This window comes from Pseudomonas yamanorum (assembly GCF_900105735.1).
GTDB lineage: Bacteria > Pseudomonadota > Gammaproteobacteria > Pseudomonadales > Pseudomonadaceae > Aquipseudomonas > Aquipseudomonas yamanorum.
On the sequence record NZ_LT629793.1, the window covers coordinates 1,922,944 to 1,940,246 of the forward strand.

Consider the following 17,303-nt stretch of genomic DNA (forward strand, 5'->3'; position numbering starts at 1 on the left):
GACAATCAAAGGTGGTTCCACCCTGTGGAACCTCATGGCAAGAGTCGGCAGCCCTCGCGTTGGCCCAGCCATTGGGCACTGTGGGTGCGACCCAGGCCGCTGGCGGTCACCCGGTGTTTTTCCGGGTTGTCGGCGAAGGCGCTGGTGGGCACGTATTGCTTCACATAACCCAGGCAATAATCAGCGGGATTGCCTTCCACGTACCGGCAGGAGCAGTACTCCTTGGCGGTGTAGGCGGCGATGATGTCGGGGAAGGCTTGCAGGTTGACCCGCTCGTGCCAGACCCAGCCGAGCAACATGAGTAGCAGCAGGATCAACAGGCTGATGAAGGGATGACGGCAGATCATGGTTGCACCGCCGCGAGGACGCGCTTGAGGAGTTCGTTATGGCGATAGCTACCGTCGCGGTCGTCGCCGTAGCGCACGATCACCAGGTGCTCATCGGGCATCACGTAGAGCGCCTGGCCCCAGTGGCCAAGGGCGGCGAAGGTGTCGGCGGGCACGTCTGGCCAGGGTTTGGCGGCGCCTTGCACTTCGCGGTTGAGCCACCATTGGCCGCCGGGGACGGCTTCGTCCTGGCCGGGCTTGTAGTGGTCGAAGGGTTGGCGATTGAACGCGATCCACTCCTTGGGCAGTAACTGGCGTTCGCCCCAGCGACCGTCGCGCTGCATCAGCAGGCCGACGCGCGCCAGGTCGCGGGCGGTGAGGTAGGCGTATGAAGAGGCGACGAAGGTTTCGTCGGCGTCGCTTTCCCAGGTGGCGTTGCGGATGCCCAGCGGCTGGAACAGGGCGGTCCATGGGTAGTCGACGTAGGCCTTGTGGCCGAGCATGCCTTTGAGGGTGGCGGACAGGATATTGCTGTCGCCGCTGGAGTAGCGGAATGCCTGGCCGGGGGGGCTGAAGGTGGTGGTGTCGGCGCTGAATTCAGCCATGTCGTGGCGACCGCGGGTGTAGAGCATTGCCACCACCGAGGATTTCAGTGGGGCGAATTCGTAGTCTTCCTGCCAGTCGAGGCCCGAGGCCCAGTGCAGGAGGTCGGCCATGGTTACGCTCGGGTGTTGTTTCATGGGTGGGTAAAAGCGAGCGGCGGGGTCGCTGAGTTTGAAGCGGTTTTCGCCGAATGCCACGCCGAGTACGGTGGCCATCAGGCTTTTGCTGATGGACCAGGTGAGGTGCGGGGTGCTGGCGGTGGTGGGGGCGGCGTAGCGTTCGTAGATGATCTGGCCGTCGCGGATGATCAGCAAGGCGTCGGTGCGGATGCCTTTGCGGGTGGTGTCGTCGCGGGGTGGGAAGGCGTAGTCATCCAGGGCCTTGGCAGCTGGGCCGTTTAGGGTCAGGCCTTGAGACCAATCCTTCTCCGGCCAGGTTTCGGCTTGGGCTGTCAGGGTGAACAGCAGCGCGGCGTAGAGCAGGCCTTTGAACATGGACTTTGAGTCTCAGGGCATTCGAGCCCGCGAGGCTAGCCCAGGGGGATGACGGTTTTGTTACGGGGCCCTGGGGGGAGTACATATCCGTTATTTGGGTAACGGCGGCTTATGGTTCCGCTCTTACAGCGGCTCACTTTTGAACAGCGCAAAAGTAAGCAAAACGCTCTTGCCCCACCACTCGGCACCTCGCTTAGGCTCGGTGTGCCCTCACTCCGGCTTTGGACCGTGGGCCGCCGCGATGGGCCATCCTTGGCCCAGCGCGGCTAACCCGGCGTCCTGCCGGGTTACCCACGCTCCAAAGCCTGCGTTCGGCCAGCGTGGTTTAACGGGGCGCCTAAGATCAAGATCAAAAGCAGATCAAGAGCACAGCGGCCTACCGGCCGGCTTGAGTGTTTAAAAGCCAGATCAAAAGCCAAAGCGAAAGCCAAATCTGAAGCTGATGCAGCTCTGCTTTTCTGTGGGAGCTGGCTTGCCTGCGATGCAGACACCTCGGTGTATCAGGCAGACCCAGTTGATGCCATCGCAGGCAAGCCAGCTCCCACATTTGACCGTGCCCGCTTTAGCTTTTGATTTGGCTTTTAAACACTCAAGCCGGCCGGTAGGCCGCTGTGCTCTTGCTTTTGATCTTGATCTGCGGGCCCCGTTAACCACGATGGCCGCAAGTAGGCACGGTGGAGCGGGTAAATCGGCAAGGATGCCGATTTAGCCGCGCCGGGCCATGGATGGCCCGTCGCGGCGGCCCGCGGAACCGGGCCGGAGTGCGGGCATGCCGAGCCTAAGCGAGGCACCGAGTGGTGGGGCAAAGACCTTTTGGTTACTTTTGGGGCGTTTGCCAAAAGTGACCCGCTGTAAGAGCGGAACCCTAAGCCGCCGTTACCGCAGCAACGGATATGTACACAAAAAACACAGCACCCACCGGCGAAACGCCTGTCATCTAAGCGTCACCGTAACTTCATGGAGATGACACCGGCCCTACATAGCCTGACATGGCACAAACAAGTCGACCGGCCGCAACCCTGGCCGGCACTCGGAGACTCGCCATGACTCAGATCGCCCGCATCAGCGACACCGGCAATGAACGCCGTCTGCAAGCCGAACGCCTGATCGGCGCCCAGGCTTTGCAGGAAGCCCAGGCCCTGCGCTTCAACGTGTTCAGCGGCGAATTCCACGCCAAGCTGAAAGGCGCTGAACTGGGCCTGGACATGGATGACTATGATGTTCACTGCAGCCACATCGGCGTGCGGGATTTGAACAGCGGTCGACTCGTCGCCACCACCCGTTTGCTCGACCACCAGGCCGCCAGCACCCTGGGCCGCTTCTACAGTGAAGAAGAATTCAGCCTCCACGGCCTGCTGCACCTCAAAGGCCCGATCCTGGAAATCGGCCGCACCTGCGTCGACCCCGCCTACCGCAACGGCGGCACCATCGCGGTGTTGTGGGGCGAGTTGGCCGAGGTGCTCAACCAGGGCGGCTACAGCTACCTGATGGGCTGCGCGAGCATCCCGATGCACGACGGCGGCATCCAGGCCCACGCGATCATGCAGCGCCTGCGCGAACGCTACCTGTGCAACGAACACCTGCGGGCCGAGCCGAAAAAACCACTGCCGGCGCTGGACCTGCCGTCCAACGTCATCGCTGAAATGCCGCCCCTGCTCAAGGCCTACATGCGCCTGGGCGCGAAGATTTGCGGCGAACCCTGCTGGGACGAAGACTTCCAGGTGGCCGACGTGTTCATCCTGCTCAAGCGCGACGAGCTGTGCCCGCGTTATGCCCGCCACTTCAAGGCAGCCATGTGATGAGCCGCCTTCGGGTGTACGGGCGAATTGCCCGCGTGCTGGTAGTGGTGGCCCTGGGTTTGACCATGGCCAGTGTGTTTGGCGTATTTGAACGTTTGGGGGTGGCCAACTCGATGGTGCGGCGTCAGCGCTGGTCGCGTTTTTTCATGGCGCGGTTGACCAACGCCCTGCCCTTTCGCGTAACCGTTCACGGTGAGTTGCCGCAGCAGTCCATGTTGTGGGTCAGCAACCATGTGTCGTGGACCGACATTCCGCTGCTGGGGATGGTGGCGCCGATGTCGTTCCTGTCCAAGGCCGAGGTACGCACCTGGCCGGTGGCGGGTTGGTTGGCAGCCAAGGCCGGCAGCCTGTTTATCCGTCGTGGTTCAGGTGACAGCCAGTTGATCCGCAAACAGATGACGCGTCACCTGGAACAAAAACACCCGCTGTTGATGTTCCCGGAAGGCACCACCACCGATGGCCGCACCCTGCGTACTTTTCATGGGCGCTTACTGGCCAGTGCAATTGATGCCGACGTGTCGTTGCAACCAGTGGCGATTCGTTATCTGCGCGACGGCAAAATCGACCCTCTGGCACCCTTCATTGGCGATGATGATTTGCTCTCGCACTTGATGCGGTTGTTTGGCAATGACCAGGGCGATGTGGAAATTCATCTGCTCAAGCCGATTGCCTGCGCCGGGCAGGAGCGTGCGGCGCTGGCGTTCCAGGCGCAGCAGGCGGTGCAGAAGGCGTTGTTTGGCCCCCTTCCAGAAGCTGAGCAAATGCCAGCGCGGCCAGCATTCGCGGCCTAAGGCGAGCACGGTGAAAAATGGGGGAGCGGGCTTGCTCGCGAAGGCGGTGTATCAGTCAGCAGATTCATTCGCTGACCCACCGCTTTCGCGAGCAAGCCCGTTCCCACATTTATAGTTGTATTGCCAACTGGCTATTTGAGAACCGCTGCAACTCTGGGTAAAACACCCGGAAGTCCTCGCTCAACGGTTCATACAGCGCTCGCAATTCCTGCATGGCATGGCCCAGTTCTTCGGGCCGTGTCAGGCGCCGGCTAATTCCCCGCAGTACCTGCTCCATTACCGCAAATTCCCGGTACGAACCCAGCCAGTCATCCGCCGCCATGTACGGCGCAATCTGCGCCAGCCGACCCGGCAGCGCCGGCTCTTCGGCGAGCACCCGGTAAACCTGGGAGGTAAAACGCTCCAGTGGCTGATCGGCATATAACGCCCAATCCCGCGCCAGGCAATGGTCGAAAAACACATCGAGGACGATCCCGGCGTAGCGGCGTCGGGTCAGCGTGAAGCGCGACAGCGCCTCCCCGATCAGCGGGTGGCTGTCGGTGTAGCGATCGATTGAGCGGTGCAACTGAATCGCCGACTCGATTTGCGGGCTGAACTGGCCTTGCAGGCGACCTTTAACAAAGTCGCCATACAGGCTGCCGAGCAATTGAGCAGGAAGTTGGCCGCCGAGGTGCAGATGTGCGAGATAATTCATGGCGCGCAGTTTAGCACTGCCGTCAACGCATCGTTATAACCCGATATAGCGATTTAATCTGGTTTAAGACCAAAATCATATTGGTATATCGGGATACAACGATTTAAGGTTCGCCTCATCGCGATATAACGTTTTACAAATTTGAGCATCACTGCCATGTCCATCGACCTCGACGAAATAATAAAAGCCCTGGCGCACCCAGTACGGCGAGACATCCTCAACTGGCTGAAAGACCCTAGGACGCAATTCCCCGATCAGATCCACCACCACGAGCATGGCATTTGCGCCGGGCAGATCGACCAACGCTGCGGGCTGTCCCAGTCCACCGTCTCGGCGCACCTGGCGAACCTGCAACGGGCGGGGCTGATCAGCAGCCAGAAGGCCGGCCAATGGCACTTTTTCAAACGCAATGAGGACGTGATCCAAGCCTTCCTCAAAGCGCTCACCGAAGAACTCAGCGCACCGCTGTAACAAGGACTCACCCATGCCTCTCTCGCTACTCATCCTGGCCTTAAGCGCCTTCGCCATCGGTACCACCGAGTTCGTCATCATGGGCCTGTTGCCCGATGTGGCGGCCGACCTCGGTGTATCGATTCCCGGCGCCGGTTGGCTGGTGACCGGTTACGCCCTGGGCGTGGCCATCGGTGCGCCGTTCATGGCACTGGCCACCGCCAAGCTGCCGCGCAAGGCCGCCCTGGTAGCGTTGATGGGCATCTTCATCGTCGGCAACCTGCTCTGCGCCCTGGCCAGTGACTACAACGTGCTGATGTTTGCCCGTGTGGTCACCGCGCTGTGCCACGGTGCCTTCTTTGGCATCGGTTCGGTGGTCGCTGCCAACCTGGTGCCGGCCAACAAGCGTGCATCGGCCGTGGCACTGATGTTCACCGGCTTGACCCTGGCCAACGTGCTCGGCGTACCGCTGGGCACCGCGCTGGGTCAGGAAGCCGGCTGGCGCTCGACCTTCTGGGCAGTGACGGTGATTGGGGTAATCGCCCTGATCGGCCTGATCCGCTTCCTGCCAGCCAAGCGTGACGAGGAAAAACTCGACATGCGCGCCGAACTGAGAGCGCTCAAAGGTGCCGGCATCTGGCTGTCACTGAGCATGACCGCGCTGTTCGCTGCCTCGATGTTCACCCTCTTCACCTACGTCGCGCCGCTGCTGGGGGATGTCACTGGCGTCTCGCCCAAAGGCGTGACCTGGACCCTGCTGCTGATCGGCCTGGGCCTGACCGTCGGCAACATCATCGGCGGCAAGCTGGCCGACAAGCGCCTGGCTGCCACCCTGATCGGCGTGTTCATCAGCATGGCGGTGGTCTCCACGGTACTGACCTGGACCAGCGTCGCCGTGATCCCGACTGAAATCACCCTGTTCCTCTGGGCCACCGCCTCGTTTGCCGCCGTACCGGCGCTGCAAATCAACGTGGTGACCTTCGGCAAGGCGGCACCGAACCTGGTGTCCACCTTGAACATCGGCGCCTTCAACATCGGCAACGCCCTCGGCGCCTGGGTGGGCGGCAGTGTGATTGCCCATGGCTTCGGCCTGACCAGCGTGCCCCTGGCCGCTGCAGCACTGGCGGTGCTTGCGCTGCTGGTGACCCTGATTACTTTCCGTCAGACCGGCGATGCCGACCTGGCCCCCGCGACTAACTGATCAACTAAAGAGAAGGGTGTTATCCCATGACGACTATTTTCGATCCAATCAAGCTGGGCGACCTGGAACTGTCGAACCGTATCATCATGGCGCCGCTGACCCGCTGCCGTGCCGATGCCGGTCGCGTGCCCAATGCGCTGATGGCTGAGTACTACGTACAACGCGCTTCCGCCGGTCTGATCCTCAGCGAAGCCACTTCCGTCACGCCAATGGGCGTGGGTTACCCGGACACCCCGGGCATCTGGTCCAACGACCAGGTTCGCGGCTGGGCCAATGTGACCAAAGCCGTACACGGTGCGGGCGGCAAGATCTTCCTGCAACTGTGGCACGTAGGCCGGATCTCCCACGAGTCGTACCTGGACGGCGAAGCACCGGTTGCCCCAAGCGCCATTGCGGCCAAGGGCCACGTCAGCCTGGTGCGCCCGCTGGCCGACTACCCTACCCCGCGCGCCCTGGAAATCGCTGAAATCGCCGACATCGTCGATGCCTACCGCGTAGGTGCCGAGAACGCCAAGGCCGCCGGCTTTGACGGCGTCGAAGTCCACGGTGCGAACGGCTACCTGCTCGACCAGTTCCTGCAAAGCAGCACCAACCAGCGCACCGACAACTACGGTGGCTCCCTGGAAAACCGCGCTCGCTTGCTGCTCGAAGTCACTGACGCAGTGATTGAAGTCTGGGGCGCCGGTCGTGTCGGTGTGCACCTGGCACCACGCGCCGACGCACACGACATGGGCGACGCCAACCTGTCGGAAACCTTCACCTACGTCGCCAAAGAGCTGGGCAAACGCGGCATCGCGTTCATCTGTTCCCGTGAAAAGGAAGCAGGCGACAGCCTCGGCCCACAACTGAAAGCGGCCTTTGGCGGCCCGTACATCGCCAACGAACGCTTCACCAAGGACAGCGCCAACGCCTGGCTGGCCTCCGGCAAAGCCGACGCCGTAGCGTTTGGCGTGCCGTTCATCGCCAACCCGGACCTGCCCGCTCGCCTGAAGGCCGATGCGCCGCTGAACGAAGCACACCCAGAGACGTTCTACGCCAAAGGCCCGGTCGGCTACATCGACTATCCAACCCTGGCACTCTGATCTGCTGAAACGAAAAAGCCCCGGCTTGCGAGAACCGGGGCTTTTTATGGGTGGTGGGAAACACCTGGCATGATTTGAAATGACCGGTCTCCTCTTGAATCATTTTCTATAGCGAAATCAATCCCTGCGCCAACGCCGCGCCCACGGCTTGCCGTCGGCTGAAAGAGCCCAATTTTCGACTCGCATTCGCAATGTGAAAATTGATGGTTCTCTCAGAACATCCCAAGATGCAGCTCATTTCCCAGGTCGTTTTGCCTACCCCGGACCATTTCAGCACTTCAGACTCTCTCAACGTCAGGTTGCAGGGCCGTTCACCCACAACTTTCAAATGTTTTTGTGCGCCTTCCAGAAGAAAGGGAATCAGCATGAATAGCTTCCCCAACGGACCATTCAGCTCATCGCCAAGGTCGTCCTTAAAACTCACACACTGAGCGACATTGAGCGACCCGGCCATTTCGTTGAAACGCAGGGGAATGCTGACACCTTGTAAAAGCCCATACCCCTCGCGCGCCGTCCAGAACTGATTGGACCGGCCTCGCGCCTGCCTGCGCGCAATGCTCCAGAAAAGGGGCGCGAAATGATGACGGCAATGCCTGATTATCGGGTCCACCTGAATGAAGTTCTCATTCTTGTATCGCCTGAGCCAGTCAGAAGGATAAGTCGTCATGATCCTGTTGAAGGGGTCACTGGTGGTTGAAGGGCCCAAGCTCAGCAAATAGCTTTCATAGCCAATGCGACGCAGCACCTTCCGTAGATGGCTTTCCCAATCTCGCCGGTGCAAGTCGGTGGCCAGCACGGAGAAGTCATCCAATACCTCTTTGAAATTAATCCTCAGGAGTACGTCTTCTTTCTTATACCTAAATAAGTCATCCACGATGAATCCCTGCCACTCATAGAAGCTTTTTTGATACAACTCAACATTAAAAAACGGGCCGCTAAACAAGCGACCCGCTGCCCGCCGCTTACAATCCTGATGGGCGACAGTGCTGTTCTATAAAGCTCTTGAATATTCCCAGGCCATCCTCCGTCAAGATACTTTCGGGATGAAACTGGACTCCCTCTATGGGGTAGTCCGCGTGCCGCACGCCCATGATGTATCCATCGTCCGCCGAGGTCGACGTCACGGCCAGTTCCCTAGGCAGGCCCTGGTTTTCAATAATCAACGAATGGTAGCGGGTCGCCTTGATCGAACGGCCCTCGGTATGGGTGTAGACACCCTGACCATCGTTATTGATGGTGCTGATCTTGCCATGCATGACATGGGAGGCTCGAATGACCGACCCGCCAAATGCCAGGCCAATGGCCTGATGCCCAAGGCACACACCCAATATCGGCATACGCCCTTTAAAGTGCCGGATCACCTCGATATAACCGGCTTCCCGCGGATGACCGGGCCCTGGTCCGAGTACACAAAAGTCTGGGGCGTATGCCTCGATTCGCTCAATAAGGTCAGGAACATCGTTGCGCTCCACGTGGGTTTCCAGCCCCAGTTGTTCAAGGTACTGGCTGATAATAAAGACAAAACTGTCATAAGCATCAATCAAGAAAACTTTCATTGCAGCATCTCCTTTCCGGTAACCGCGCGATAGACAGAGCCCATTTTGTAGAAGGTTTCAGTCCACTCTTTATCCGGAACCGAGTCGGCGACCACGCCTGCCGAAGCGCGCAAGTAATAAGTACCGTCTTTATGAACGGCTGAGCGAATGCATAAAGCCGTATTGATGCTGCCGTCGAATCCGATCAGGCCGACCGCTCCGGCATATATCCCGCGACGGTTGTTTTCCATGCTTTCGATAATCTGCATCGCGCGGATTTTCGGTGCGCCAGTCATGGTTCCCGCAGGGAAAGAGGCCTTGATCACATCAAAGGCATCGAAGCCTTTTCGCAATAAACCACGTACGTTGGATACCATGTGATAGAGGTGGGAGTACTCCTCGACCAGCATCAACTCATCGACCTCAAGTGAACCTGGCTGGCAGACGCGACCGATGTCGTTCCTGCATAAATCCACCAGCATCAGATGTTCCGCCCGTTCTTTTTCAGAGCGCGTCATGCTCAGGATCAGCTCGCTGGACGGTATGCCGGGGGTTTTGCCCACAGTACCGGCGATAGGCCTCATCTCGATCAGATCATCCTTGATACGAACAAACAGCTCAGGGCTTGCGCCAATCAGGTCAACACCTCCCAAGTTGGCCAAATACATGTAGGGAGACGGGTTGTTCTTGCGCAACGCCCGATACACGTCAAAGGGTTTGACCGGTGTATCCACCTGCACCTCGTGCCCCAACTGGATTTGATAAATATCACCTTTGCGAATGTGCTCCAACGCCTTGTCGACCCAGCCAAGGAATTGCTCTTTTTGAACCGTATCGCGCGCGACCGTGACCGAGGGATAAATAATCGGTGAGTCAGCAGCCGGGATACCCGCCGCATCCGCCAGCAGTGCAACGTACTCATCGGTGCTACGGGGCTTCCAGAGAGCACTGTTGTTGACCATGACGTCCACTGTTCCATTGGCGTGGAAATACACCAGGGTCTGAAACACGGTCAAGGCAATGATCGGATAATCATTGGTCCGCTCGGTCAGGTCAGGAATATCCTCGACAAAGCGAACGCAGTCATAAGAGAGATAGCCAAAAAACGCGAGACTGGGATTAGTCTGACGCGGAACATCAAACGGAGTTTGTAATGCACGCAACAAGTCCCATACCGCGTCGTTCGAACCAATGCCTATACGCCCTTGGTCATCCAGGACTATTCCCTGTAGCGAAAATGCACTTCTTAGATAACTGATCAGTTGCTCATTCGCCTCGAGTGTTGCATACCCCTCATAAATTTTTACCGCCAGCAGAGGCTCGATTCCGATAATTGTCGCCTTGCGATCCCGGCTGGGGCCGGACAGCGATTCGAGAATGAAGGTTTTATCGGCGCCGAGTACTTTTGTCGCCGCTTCATAGACGACAAGCGGATCGCACTTCAAACGTTTGGTATGTAGTTGAACACTCACGGGTGTGGTTATCCCACGCATGACATCACTCCTTTTTATTAATAACAGCTCACACAGCAGAAAACCGAGCGCACAGGGCGACGCCTCAAACTGTCTGGCAGTTCAACCAGCTAATTATTGATGTGAAGGATTCATCAGCCACGCGCCCATTCGGGGCCCGCAAAAGCACTCACTCAAAAAAGAGACAGAACTTCAGCGCACCATTCGTGTATTACGATTTTCATGGGAACAGCCACGAAAGATCGAATAACAGCGCTCGGCTATTAATGAATTACTTATTAGGGGTGTTTGACTGAAACAGACAGCGAGACACCGGCAGTTGCTAAATTAGCGACGCCAGATGTTGCTTTTGAAAAGCGAAAGATGGGCAGTGTTGGACTCGGAGGAAGATCCGAGGGAGTTCTTCAGCACTGATAGTCGGTAGTACATTTAAGACTTCCTGTGTCTTGAGGGCATTGCAGGACTAATTCCTGAATGCCCGTTGAATACTACTCATAGGTTCAATAAGGGTCAACCTCAATTGCCTACGTTTTATAGGTGCTCTCATCCAGGCTCAGGCAACGCTTGAGCTTCGGCAAGAAACCGCTGGACGGCCTCCAGGGTTTGCTCGGCACACTCCAGATACGGTACATGTCCCGCATCCTCGATAACGCAAATACTGGCCTGCGGCAGAAGCTTGTAGACCTCGTACAGGCACGAAACATCAAATACCCGATCATTGCCGCCCCACACCACCAAGGTCCTGGCTTGAACGTCCGCTAATCGCTGTTGGAGCGGGTACAGTCCGGCGTTCTTGAAGTCCTCGAGTATTTTCCCGACTTTCCCATAGCGCTGTGCCCCCTTGTTAGCCAGCGCCTTCGCGAGAAAAGCCGGGACCTTGGGCGGTCGAGTAAACACCATCTTCCAAAGCGTCTGCATTTCGTCAACACAGCGGTATCCAAAAGGATGTTTGCCGGACTCAAGGAACCGACTCATCGCCGGACTGAACCGTGCCGCCTGCAATCCCGCAGGCGCCATTGCGATTAAACCGGAAACTTCTGCCGGATAAGTGGCCGCATACAGACAGGCAATACACCCCCCGATAGAGCTGCCTATCAAGACAAGGTCCTTGAAGGCGTGCGCCTCGAAAAAACCCCTCAAGCGCTCTACTTGAGCCACGGGGCTATAGCTTTGCAACACGTCGAACGACGACTCGCCTTCCCCGGGAAGGTCCAGGAAAACGCAGTTGCAGGTCTCAACCAACGAATACAGCCCGGGGCCCCACTGATCCTTGCTGGCACCCAGGCCATGAAGGAACACCAGGGTAGGTCCTGTCTTGACACCGCTCGATTGTAAGTAGGCGACCTCATAACCTTGCCCCTTCCAGCGCCGAGCCTTTAGCCTGTAACGAAACCGGTTTTGCTCACGTATGGCGAGCAATACCCATTGACCTGGCCAATTCATCGAACATCACCTCTCAACGGGTTCGCCTATCAATCGGCCGGAGTATTTTCGGCATGCAACTGCCGTGGCGGTAACCGAAACTGACACAAGGCAACCCCCGTCAAAACCGCCACGCCACCGAGGACAAGGCTCAGCGAAACACCTTCCTGCAGAAGCACCTGGCTGACCCCCACCGCAAAAACCGGCACCAATAAAAGGAACGGCGTCAGGCGCTGGACGGGGTGCCGCCCCAAAAGCCAATACCAGAGGCCAAACCCGATGAGTCCACCACTGACGGCGGTATACAGCACGGCACCCCACGCCGTCGGGCTGGCAGTCAGTACCGAACCCCACGCATCCCTTTCCACTGCGGCGGAAACCATTAGCAACTCCGGTGCGGCAATCAATGCCGTCCACGCGCTGATCGCCACGGGATTGAAAGGTCCCCAGCGTTTGGTAAGTACAGTTCCCACCGCGAAAACAAACGCCGCGGCAATCACCAGCAAGACGCCCGACAATGCACCGCCACGGCCAACGCCACCCAACACCGTGAGCACCCCGATCAACGCGATGACAATCCCGGCCACCACCTGCAGGCCAATCCGCTCCTTCAAGACGGCGAAAGCCAGCAGCAACGTGAAGGGGGTCGCCAGTTGGTACGCGACAGCGGAGGTGGATGCGTCCACTCGAGAAATACCGCAGTACAAGAGCCCGAAGTGCAGAGCTCCCACCAGCGAGGCAATCCAGAATACCGGGAGTAATTCGCGGCGTTTGGGGATCCCGCAAAACGGTACCAATACAACGGCCATCAAGGCAAAACGCATGGCTACCATCAGAATTGGCGGAAGTTCCTGCCCCCCAATTTTAACTGCCGTCACCTGAGCGCCCCATAAAAACGCTACCAGTACGGCTATCAACGAATCGCGAATAGGCATTTATCCATCATCCCGTTTGAAATTGGACTTGCTTGAGCAGGCGCAGACGCTCAACGCCTTGGCGCGGGCGTTCGTTCAATTTGTGAAAGTGTTCGAGCAGGCGATCCAGTGTTTCCCGCAGGGCCTGTTCCGCCTCGGGGTCCTGAACCAGTTGCGTGTTGAATGTGGCTGGAAATCCAGAGCCAACGAGCACCATTTTGTTCAGCAGAACGTTCAGCACCACTTGACTAAAAACTGCTGTGTGCCCATACCGGCGCCCCACCACCGCCACCGCGGCCAGCTTGTCCCTTAACGGGCGTTCCCTTGGGCGTAAAAAGCCATACCCCACCCGCTCAAGGAACGCCTGGAATCGACTGTTGGTGCCATAGGCATGCATCACTGGCAGGTACAGGATGGCGTCGGCCTTGGCCATCTCCTCGACAATTGCGGCGACATCGTCCTGCAGCAAACAATCGGTATGAGAGCACGCGTTATCAGCGTCGCAGTAGTCGATACGATAATCGCGCAGCCAGAGGTCCTGGACCGAGGCGCGCCCTTCCAGGTGGCGTCGAATCAACGACACCACCTGGCTGCTGACCCCGTGCGAGCGGCTTGACCCGACAATGACGATCAGCTTCATCAGCTCAGGACGCCTTGGCCAGCGGCGCATCGGCGAGACGCTCGTATTCGAGCAACGACTCCTCCAGCAACTGGCCGGTCAAGTACAGGGTCACACGGGCCACTTCCTTGATCAGCGCCCGCTCTTCATCCGTCTTCACCGAGCGTTGCATCGCCAGGCGAACCTCCTCGGAATGCTTTTCGTCGATGGTCGAATGGGCGACGAAGAATGTCATCTGCTCGTCCTTGAGCCCCAGATCCGTGCGAAACTTGTTCAGGATCGGCTGGATATGCTCATACACCTCTTCCGCCCAGTAGCTGTAGCCCAGTCGAGCAACCGGCCCGAGACGAATGGCGACGTCATTCAGATAAGCGATCAGCGCTTGAGTGGGTGGCAGCGGCGCAGGCAACGACACCGGCAAGGCACCGATGGACTCCAGGTCGCGAATGACCATTTTTTCGTGCCCCAACTCTTCAAGTGCATGCTTATAGACAAAGCGCAGCAGGGTGGTCTGACTCGGATCCGCGCTGAACGCACAGGCGGCCTGATTAATCGAGTTGAACCGGGTGTAGTGGTAAACCTGGAGCATCACTTGCTGATAAAGCTCGACCGTAATCGTCTGCTCAAGGCTATGATTCCAATAACGACCTTTTTTGATTTTGTCCCAGCCGCTATCAACAATCGCGTCCAGTTCCTTGAAAAAATTATCCATGAGCTACTTTTCCCTTGATGGTGTTAAAGACGGTTTCCAATTCCAGGTAAACCAAACTGTAATTGCGTGATGACTGGCGGTTCGTCCAAGTAATATCGTCGGCCAGGACATGGCCGCCGATATCGACATACAGAGCAGCCAGGCGCCCCCGGCATAAAGCCGAGATGTAACGAAACTGCGTATTGGCCTTCAGCCAGATCGCGGTTTGCAGAAGAAACGACCTCAAGTGCAAACCCCCTCTGTACCTCTCATCCAATACCAACCGATTGGCATCAAACGAATCCATGGGGTGAGCGAAGTAATTCCCCACATTAACCACGCGTTCGACAAAGCTCATGCCATGCCCCAATGGCGTTATCCGGAGAGCCCCGACTATTTCGTCGCCATCGAAATAAGCCATGTGGTACGAACAGGTATCGCGTAACGCCTCGGCATCGGAAAAACTTTCTTCATTGGCGGGGTTGTCACCGATATAGCGAGACCTTAATGCGCAGACTTTCTGGAACAGCTCACTTTTCGCCGACACGATTTGCACGGACATGCTCATACGCAGCCCCCCTGCTATCGATTGCGCTGATCGACAATTCGCGCTTCTTTCCAACTGAACCAACTGCCCAGGTTCACGTGGTCGTCCAGGTCATCGACGATCATGATCGTGGCCTCGACGCCGAGACGTTCGCGCACACGCTCACGAATCAACAGTGTCAATTGGCTGCGGTCGCCCTTGTAGAACCGGGACATTTCCATCTTGGCGATCACCGTGTCCCTGCCACTCACACAGTTGATGACGATCTGATACCCCAGGCATTGCTCCACACCTTCAAGCAGGGCCTGCTCGATATGGCCGGCGGTAAAGGCCTTGCCATTGAGTGTCATCGCATCCTTGACACGCCCGACCACTTTCATGACTTGCGCGTGGGCGATCGGATTCTTCGGATTTTTTTGAATAGAGACCAGGTCGCCCGTTCGGTAGCGAACCAGAGGCTTCACACCATCGATCAGCATGGTGACGCAAAGCTCCCCTTCGCCACTGTCGCCCAGGCTTTCACCCGTTTGCGGGTTTAGCACCTCGATGATGTAGTTGAGTCGGTGAGGCATTAGTTGATCGCTGGCGTTGGTCGCGGCAATGATCATTGCTTCCTGGGAGCCATACAGGCTGTTATAGGCTTCGCAGCCCCAGAGGCTGTACAAATTGTTCTTCAGTGCTGGCGTGCAAAGTTCGCCGCTCATCATGAACGCCCGCAAATGAAAATCCTCACGCGGGTTGAAACCAAGTCGCTCGGCTTCCTTGGCCAACGCAAGCAGCAACCCCGGCGCCGACGCGACGACACCGATACGCAAGTCCTTCATCAACTGGAGCGTCTTGGGATAACCGATGACCGGGGAATGTGGCCAGATTTTGGCGTTACAGACCCCAAGCTGATGACAGACATCACCCAGGGTATCGCCGAAGGAGTGCACTTCGGTCGGTCCCATGACGCCCACAACGGTTTTCTCCGTAGGGAAGTGTTTCTCCAACACTGCCTGATAAGCCATGGCCAGTTGTTTGTTGCTGGCATAACTTTCTTTTTTATCCCGCGGGCATGGCGTCGCCGGGCCGGTGGTACCGGTGGTTTCGTAGTAATAAATACTGTCTTCCAATGTGCCGGAGAGGATATCCAGCATGGACTCGCGCAAATCGTCCTTGGTGGTAAACGGCAGTGAGGAAAGATTTGCCAGCGTGACACCGTCGACATCGACGTCCTTCAAGTGCCCGGCGTAGAAAGCGGACTTGTTTTTGACGTGGCGCAAGACTGTTCTAAGCTGGGCTTCATGCCATTGCTTCAGATCGCCTTCACTTAACGTATCGGTCCAGTACGCCCGATGAATATCGTCATACTTTACCGTGAACTCATCAAACAGCTTTACCGCCCCCATAACCTGCTCCCTCATCGACATAGGTTTTTCGCCACTGCGGCTGCCCGCTCTGGATGCAGACACTAACGAGCCAGGAGAAACCCCACACCTGTCTACTCAAGCAGTTGTTATCGAAAAACCTATGTGCTATGGGCGCTGGCGGCGCTATCTGAACATCTTCACTCGCCAAGCGCTGTCTCGTCGTCAGCCCAAGGCCATGGCACCAATTGAAATAAAAAAGCCCCGGCTTGCGAGAGCCGGGGCTTTTTTATGGGCGGCGGGAAACATTCCTTCACAGCCTTGCAACAATATTGCTACAAAATACTTAGCCAACTACCTATCAACCACCCGCCAGCCCGTATATAAAGTCACCCCACAAAATCAGGGAAAAGTCCGGTTGACCTACCCTTGGTCTTTATTGTTGACACAACTGGTCGCAATTACGCATTTTGTCTTAATTGCGCAGGCCAGGGCTCAAGCGCAGCATGTCCAACGCGATATCAACCCACCGCTCTGCGTCCTGGGCCAACTGAAAACTGTCGGGTACCAGCAGCCATTGGCCGAGAATTCCGTCGATATAGGCATGCATGCACACCGCCGCACGTACGGTGTCGAGATTCTCCGGAAGCTGCCCGCGATGGACCGCGTTACGCAGGGTCAGCCCGATGCGCAGGTTGCATTCAAGGCTGGCGGTCTGGCGCTGACGGCGCAGATCACACATTTCATCGGTGAATTCGCACTTATGAAACAAAATCTCATTGATGCGCCGGGTCTTCGGGTCCAGGGCCACTTGATGGAACAGATGAATCAGCAGCTTGCGCATGCAACCCAGCGGATCGACCTCGTCCTCGCTCTCACTGGCCCTGGCCAATTCATCCAGCGGCTCGTGCAGCGTATCGAGCATCGCCTGCACCAGATCGGCCTTGTTGCTGAAATGCCAGTAGATGGCACCGCGCGTCACGCCTGCCAGAGTGGCTATATCCGCCAGTGTGGTACGCGCAACCCCGCGCTCGTAGAAGGCCTGCTCGGCCGCTTCAAGAATCTGGCTACGCGTTTCCTGAGCTTCCTCTTTGGTACGACGAACCATGGCAGTAAAACCTCAATCAGAAATCCTGGGGTGATAGGTAACGGCAATTCTGGAGCCGGTAACCATCATCTGAATAATTGTGGGACGACGCCTTCATGGGCGCCGAACGTACTAGAATCGAGGCTTTGGACGCTGCTTTGTCAACATTCCGCGAAGCCTGTCAAGAGTTTACAAACAACCATGAACGTAAGTATATTGCGTAGCAA

Annotated in this window: 18 protein-coding genes; 5 read left to right on the top strand and 13 right to left on the bottom strand. The window is 57.5% G+C overall.

Annotation, left to right across the window (positions count from 1 at the left end; translation table 11 throughout):
* Nucleotides 1-32 precede the first annotated feature (32 nt).
* Nucleotides 33-347, bottom strand: a complete 315-nt coding sequence (locus tag BLU46_RS09325) for an amidase (protein WP_093200910.1) — start codon at nt 345-347, stop codon at nt 33-35.
* On the bottom strand, nt 344-1,423 hold the full coding sequence (locus tag BLU46_RS09330; protein ID WP_093200914.1) for a serine hydrolase domain-containing protein: 1,080 nt from the start codon (nt 1,421-1,423) through the stop codon (nt 344-346). Before BLU46_RS09330 ends, BLU46_RS09325 begins: the two co-directional genes overlap by 4 nt.
* 1,043 nt (nt 1,424-2,466) lie before the next feature.
* Between BLU46_RS09330 and olsB the strand changes: the two genes are divergently transcribed.
* Together olsB and BLU46_RS09345 are read left to right on the top strand one after the other, a co-directional pair.
* Nucleotides 2,467-3,222, top strand: a complete 756-nt coding sequence (gene olsB / locus BLU46_RS09340) for an L-ornithine N(alpha)-acyltransferase (protein ID WP_093200919.1) — start codon at nt 2,467-2,469, stop codon at nt 3,220-3,222.
* Nucleotides 3,222-4,013, top strand: a complete 792-nt coding sequence (locus BLU46_RS09345) for a lysophospholipid acyltransferase family protein (protein WP_017479323.1) — start codon at nt 3,222-3,224, stop codon at nt 4,011-4,013. Before olsB ends, BLU46_RS09345 begins: the two co-directional genes overlap by 1 nt.
* Nucleotides 4,014-4,122: 109 nt before the next feature.
* Here the strand turns inward: BLU46_RS09345 and BLU46_RS09350 are convergent, their stop codons facing one another.
* Complete coding sequence (locus tag BLU46_RS09350) at nt 4,123-4,707, bottom strand: acyl carrier protein phosphodiesterase (protein WP_063032750.1); 585 nt, start codon at nt 4,705-4,707, stop codon at nt 4,123-4,125.
* Between the two features lie 156 nt (nt 4,708-4,863).
* On the opposite strand from BLU46_RS09350, the gene BLU46_RS09355 reads away from it, so the two are divergent.
* The 3 genes from BLU46_RS09355 to BLU46_RS09365 are packed head-to-tail and all read left to right on the top strand — an operon-like array spanning nt 4,864 to nt 7,440.
* Nucleotides 4,864-5,178 (top strand): ArsR/SmtB family transcription factor, encoded by a 315-nt coding sequence (locus tag BLU46_RS09355; RefSeq protein WP_093200923.1) that lies wholly within the window; start codon nt 4,864-4,866, stop codon nt 5,176-5,178.
* A gap of 13 nt (nt 5,179-5,191) precedes the next feature.
* Nucleotides 5,192-6,358 carry an MFS transporter gene (locus tag BLU46_RS09360; protein WP_063032752.1) on the top strand — a complete coding sequence of 389 codons (1,167 nt, stop codon included), beginning with the start codon at nt 5,192-5,194 and terminating at the stop codon, nt 6,356-6,358.
* Between the two features lie 26 nt (nt 6,359-6,384).
* Nucleotides 6,385-7,440: an alkene reductase gene (locus BLU46_RS09365; protein WP_017479327.1), complete on the top strand. Its 1,056-nt coding sequence runs from the start codon at nt 6,385-6,387 to the stop codon at nt 7,438-7,440.
* Nucleotides 7,441-7,546: 106 nt separating this feature from the next.
* On the opposite strand, the gene BLU46_RS09370 is transcribed toward BLU46_RS09365, so the two are convergent.
* The 10 genes from BLU46_RS09370 to BLU46_RS09415 form a co-directional block, all read right to left on the bottom strand.
* Nucleotides 7,547-8,314: an autoinducer binding domain-containing protein gene (locus BLU46_RS09370; protein WP_063034045.1), complete on the bottom strand. Its 768-nt coding sequence runs from the start codon at nt 8,312-8,314 to the stop codon at nt 7,547-7,549.
* Nucleotides 8,315-8,402: 88 nt separating this feature from the next.
* Entirely contained in the window at nt 8,403-8,996 is a 594-nt protein-coding gene (locus BLU46_RS09375) for an anthranilate synthase component II (protein WP_063032756.1), read from the bottom strand.
* A complete protein-coding gene (locus BLU46_RS09380; RefSeq protein ID WP_093200928.1) occupies nt 8,993-10,468 on the bottom strand; it encodes an anthranilate synthase component I family protein in 1,476 nt (491 codons plus the stop codon). The genes BLU46_RS09375 and BLU46_RS09380 overlap by 4 nt, the downstream gene beginning before the upstream one ends.
* 522 nt (nt 10,469-10,990) lie before the next feature.
* Nucleotides 10,991-11,890 carry an alpha/beta fold hydrolase gene (locus tag BLU46_RS09385; protein WP_063032760.1) on the bottom strand — a complete coding sequence of 300 codons (900 nt, stop codon included), beginning with the start codon at nt 11,888-11,890 and terminating at the stop codon, nt 10,991-10,993.
* 29 nt (nt 11,891-11,919) lie between these two features.
* The gene (locus tag BLU46_RS09390) at nt 11,920-12,804 is read right to left on the bottom strand and encodes a DMT family transporter (RefSeq protein WP_093200932.1); all 885 of its coding nucleotides are present in this window, start codon (nt 12,802-12,804) and stop codon (nt 11,920-11,922) included.
* 7 nt (nt 12,805-12,811) lie between these two features.
* Nucleotides 12,812-13,423, bottom strand: coding sequence for a flavodoxin family protein (locus BLU46_RS09395; protein ID WP_063032764.1), 612 nt, complete (start codon nt 13,421-13,423; stop codon nt 12,812-12,814).
* Nucleotides 13,424-13,427: 4 nt separating this feature from the next.
* Nucleotides 13,428-14,114, bottom strand: a complete 687-nt coding sequence (locus BLU46_RS09400; protein WP_063032766.1) for an iron-containing redox enzyme family protein — start codon at nt 14,112-14,114, stop codon at nt 13,428-13,430.
* On the bottom strand, nt 14,107-14,661 hold the full coding sequence (locus tag BLU46_RS09405; protein WP_063032768.1) for a hypothetical protein: 555 nt from the start codon (nt 14,659-14,661) through the stop codon (nt 14,107-14,109). The genes BLU46_RS09400 and BLU46_RS09405 overlap by 8 nt, the downstream gene beginning before the upstream one ends.
* Nucleotides 14,662-14,675: 14 nt before the next feature.
* Nucleotides 14,676-16,031 (bottom strand): phenylacetate--CoA ligase family protein, encoded by a 1,356-nt coding sequence (locus tag BLU46_RS09410; protein ID WP_063032770.1) that lies wholly within the window; start codon nt 16,029-16,031, stop codon nt 14,676-14,678.
* 433 nt (nt 16,032-16,464) lie between these two features.
* Nucleotides 16,465-17,097 (bottom strand): TetR family transcriptional regulator, encoded by a 633-nt coding sequence (locus tag BLU46_RS09415; protein WP_063032772.1) that lies wholly within the window; start codon nt 17,095-17,097, stop codon nt 16,465-16,467.
* Between the last annotated feature and the right edge of the window lie 206 nt (nt 17,098-17,303).

Coding starts and splice junctions, on each gene's coding strand:
- BLU46_RS09325 (WP_093200910.1), bottom strand. CDS start 347: ATGATCTGCCGTCATCCCTTCATCAGCCTGTTGATCCTGCTGCTACTC.
- BLU46_RS09330 (WP_093200914.1), bottom strand. CDS start 1,423: ATGTTCAAAGGCCTGCTCTACGCCGCGCTGCTGTTCACCCTGACAGCC.
- olsB (WP_093200919.1), top strand. CDS start 2,467: ATGACTCAGATCGCCCGCATCAGCGACACCGGCAATGAACGCCGTCTG.
- BLU46_RS09345 (WP_017479323.1), top strand. CDS start 3,222: ATGAGCCGCCTTCGGGTGTACGGGCGAATTGCCCGCGTGCTGGTAGTG.
- BLU46_RS09350 (WP_063032750.1), bottom strand. CDS start 4,707: ATGAATTATCTCGCACATCTGCACCTCGGCGGCCAACTTCCTGCTCAA.
- BLU46_RS09355 (WP_093200923.1), top strand. CDS start 4,864: ATGTCCATCGACCTCGACGAAATAATAAAAGCCCTGGCGCACCCAGTA.
- BLU46_RS09360 (WP_063032752.1), top strand. CDS start 5,192: ATGCCTCTCTCGCTACTCATCCTGGCCTTAAGCGCCTTCGCCATCGGT.
- BLU46_RS09365 (WP_017479327.1), top strand. CDS start 6,385: ATGACGACTATTTTCGATCCAATCAAGCTGGGCGACCTGGAACTGTCG.
- BLU46_RS09375 (WP_063032756.1), bottom strand. CDS start 8,996: ATGAAAGTTTTCTTGATTGATGCTTATGACAGTTTTGTCTTTATTATC.
- BLU46_RS09380 (WP_093200928.1), bottom strand. CDS start 10,468: ATGCGTGGGATAACCACACCCGTGAGTGTTCAACTACATACCAAACGT.
- BLU46_RS09385 (WP_063032760.1), bottom strand. CDS start 11,890: ATGAATTGGCCAGGTCAATGGGTATTGCTCGCCATACGTGAGCAAAAC.
- BLU46_RS09390 (WP_093200932.1), bottom strand. CDS start 12,804: ATGCCTATTCGCGATTCGTTGATAGCCGTACTGGTAGCGTTTTTATGG.
- BLU46_RS09395 (WP_063032764.1), bottom strand. CDS start 13,423: ATGAAGCTGATCGTCATTGTCGGGTCAAGCCGCTCGCACGGGGTCAGC.
- BLU46_RS09400 (WP_063032766.1), bottom strand. CDS start 14,114: ATGGATAATTTTTTCAAGGAACTGGACGCGATTGTTGATAGCGGCTGG.
- BLU46_RS09405 (WP_063032768.1), bottom strand. CDS start 14,661: ATGAGCATGTCCGTGCAAATCGTGTCGGCGAAAAGTGAGCTGTTCCAG.
- BLU46_RS09410 (WP_063032770.1), bottom strand. CDS start 16,031: ATGGGGGCGGTAAAGCTGTTTGATGAGTTCACGGTAAAGTATGACGAT.
- BLU46_RS09415 (WP_063032772.1), bottom strand. CDS start 17,097: ATGGTTCGTCGTACCAAAGAGGAAGCTCAGGAAACGCGTAGCCAGATT.